This is a genomic window from Lactobacillus nasalidis (assembly GCF_016587775.1).
GTDB classification, from domain to species: Bacteria; Bacillota; Bacilli; order Lactobacillales; family Lactobacillaceae; genus Lactobacillus; species Lactobacillus nasalidis.
Window position 1 is genome coordinate 1 of sequence record NZ_BOCG01000580.1, and the last position, 1,742, is coordinate 1,742.

Annotated in this window: 1 protein-coding gene; it reads left to right on the top strand. The window is 60.3% G+C overall.

Annotated elements, in window-relative coordinates; all coding sequences use genetic code 11:
- On the top strand, positions 1 to 1,722 hold a 1,722-nt coding region (locus lacNas_RS10920; RefSeq protein ID WP_201346863.1), incomplete at its 5' end, for a 1-deoxy-D-xylulose-5-phosphate synthase.
- Between the last annotated feature and the right edge of the window lie 20 nt (positions 1,723 to 1,742).

Consider the following 1,742-nt stretch of genomic DNA (forward strand, 5'->3'; position numbering starts at 1 on the left):
CCAGCCGACTTGAAGGTGCTCAACTTAGAGGAAATGACCCAGCTGGCCGCGGAAATCCGCCAGCTGATCATTGAAAAAGACGCCGCTGTCGGCGGCCACCTGGGACCGGACCTGGGGATCGTTGAATTGACGATCGCCTACCACTATGTTTTCAGCGCCCCGACCGACAAGATCGTCTGGGACGTCTCCCACCAGACCTACCCGCACAAGATGCTGACCGGGCGGGCCTATGCCTGGCTTGACCCGGAAGCCTACGACAAGGTGACGCCTTACACCAACCCTGATGAGAGTCCCTATGACTACTACGCCATCGGCCACACTTCAACTTCGGTTTCTCTGGCAACCGGGATGGCCAAGGCCAGAGACCTGCTGGGCGGCAGCGAGAAAATCATGGCCGTCATCGGCGACGGCTCCCTGACCGGCGGGATGGCCTACGAAGGCTTGAACAATGCCGCCATGGAAAAGGGCAACCTGGTCATCGTCGTCAACGACAACCAGTGGTCCATCGACAAGAACGTCGGCGGCCTGACCACGGCACTGGCCAAATTGCGCGCCAGCCAGGGGCAGGACCCGGAGAACCCCTTCAAGGCCTTCGGCTTTGACTACCGCTACGTGGCTGACGGCAACGATCTGGAAAGCATGATCAAGGCCTTTCAGGAAATTAGGGACGTTGACCACCCGCTGGTGCTGCACGTCAACACCTTGAAGGGCAAGGGCTATGAGCCAGCCATCCGCGATGAGGAAGGACACCACTGGGTAAGGCCCTTCAACCTCACGGACGACTCGCCTAAAGCCGCCCCGGCCGCTGGCCCGTCTGCGGCCCAGGTGGCCGTTAACACGGTGGCTGAAGCCATCGACGCCGGCAAAAACAGCATCATGGCCATCACCGCGGCCATTCCTGGCGTATTTGGCCTGGATTCCTTCAAGAAGGCCTACCCGGACCACTACACCGACGTCGGCATTGCCGAACAGGATTCCGTTGCCTTCGCGGCTGGCTTTGCCAAGGCCGGCGGCCGGCCGGTCCTGTTTGAGAACTCAACCTTCCTGCAGCGGGCCTTTGACCAGCTCAGCCACGACGTTGCCGCCAACCAGCTTCCGGTGGTGATGATCGTTGCCGGCGGCGGCATTTCCGCCAACTCAAAGACCCACGTGGGCGTTTTTGACCAGGTCATGATCAGCAATCTGCCAAACTGGAAGTACCTGGCCCCAAGCAGCCTGGCTGAAGAAAAAGCCATGATCAACTGGGCCCTGGAGCAAAAAGACGGCCCGGTGGCCATCAAGCTGCCGGTCCGCCCGGTTCCAGCCGAAGGCCCGGTTCTTGAAGGCTACCGGCACATCCACTACCAAAAGCGCCGCGCTGGCAAGCAGACGGCCATCCTGGCCCTGGGCGACATGCAGAAGATGGGCAGGGAAGTAGCTGAAGCCCTGGATGCCAGCCTTTATGACCCATTGGCAGCCAACGTTTTGGATACTGACTGCCTGGACCACCTGGCCCGGCACTACCAGGTCATCGTCACCCTGGAAGACAACGTCCTTGACGGCGGCTTTGGCCAAAAGGTCGCCAGCTATCTGGCCGACCGGCCGGTCCTGGTCAAGAATTTCGGGGAAAAGCGCGAATACACCGACGTCGACCAGAGCTACGAGCAGATCCTGGTGCGCAACCAGCTGACGGTCAAGCAGATCACCGGCAGCATCAGCCGCCTGCTCAATGAACAAGAATAACAAGACAAAAAAACGGCGGC